This window comes from Streptomyces sp. NPDC028419 (assembly GCF_055565515.1).
This window is the reverse complement of the sequence record NZ_JBVHUE010000031.1, coordinates 1-1,159: the sequence shown is the minus strand read 5'-3', so window position 1 is coordinate 1,159 and position 1,159 is coordinate 1. Positions and strand designations below refer to the sequence as shown.

Genomic DNA, 1,159 nt, shown 5'->3' with positions numbered 1-1,159 from the left:
CCCCCCCCCCCCCCCCCCCCCCACCCCCCCCCCCCCCCCCCAGCCGCCACCCCCCCCCCCCCCCCCCCCCCCCCCCCCCCCCCCGCCTCCCCCCCCCCCCGGTGCGTGGCGGGGGCGGCGGGGTCCCTCGAACGAGGGAGGGTTCGGGTGGAAATCGAGGGGTATTTCGAGGGCAGTGCCGAGGGCGCACTTCGGCCAACTCACGGACTCGACCGATGTTGTCTTGTCACACGACTGACGCATGCTCACCGATGTGGCTAACATCACGCCAACCCGGCGATGTTGCCGGACCGTTACGGAGGTGCGAACGTGCTGCCAGTTCGGGGCGGGACCGGCCGGAAGCTGTTGGCGTGGGGCATCCGTACCACCTGGAACACCGTGGGCGACGGAGAGTTCTTCTGCCCGAGCTGCGGTGGTGACCGCAACTACCGGCGCCGCACGGGCCGTCGGCGGCTGACCGTGCTGGGCGTGCCGCTGCTGCCGCGCGGCAGCGTCGGCCCTGTGGTCGAGTGCGCGGCCTGCCGCGACCGCTTCGACACCGAGGTGCTCGACCACCCCACCACCACCCGCTTCTCGGCGATGCTGCGGGACGCCGTCCACACGGTCACCCTCGCGGTCCTGGCGGCGGGCGGCACGTCCTCGCGCAGCGCCCTGGAGGCGGCCGTGGGCGTCGTACGGGCCGCGGGCTTCCAGGACTGCACGGAGGAGCAGCTGGAGTCCCTGGTCCAGGCACTGGCCACCGACGAGGGTCGGCTGGGGCTGTACGAGGGGCCGGAGTGCTGCGGGGCCGCCCTCTCGATCGAACTCCACGAGGTACTGGAGCCCCTGGCCCCGCACCTGGCGGGCCCGGGCCGCGAGTCGCTGCTGCTCCAGGGCGCCCGCATCGCCCTGGCCGACGGCCCGTACATCCCGGCCGAGCGAGAGGTCCTGACCACGGTCGGCGCCGCGCTCCGCCTGGACACGGACGAGGTGTCGACCCTGCTGGCGGGGGTGCGGGCTACGGGGTAGGGGTGAGGTGATCCGGCGGCGCGCGCGGCTTCGCCGCGATTGGCGGGGGCTTCGGCGGGGCGGGGTCGGTGGGGTTCCGGGGGCTGCCCGTCAGTTCCACTGTCTCTCCGGGGTGGGCCGGGCCCTCAAGGGCGCTCCTTCGTCGCGTCGC

1 protein-coding gene is annotated in these 1,159 nt (G+C 74.9%); it reads left to right on the top strand.

Features of this window, described 5'->3' with window-relative positions:
• The first annotated feature begins 309 nt into the window (after window positions 1–309).
• Window positions 310–1,008 (top strand): TerB family tellurite resistance protein, encoded by a 699-nt coding sequence (locus ACZ4UB_RS29930; RefSeq protein WP_468074922.1) that lies wholly within the window; start codon window positions 310–312, stop codon window positions 1,006–1,008.
• Window positions 1,009–1,159: the final 151 nt, after the last annotated feature.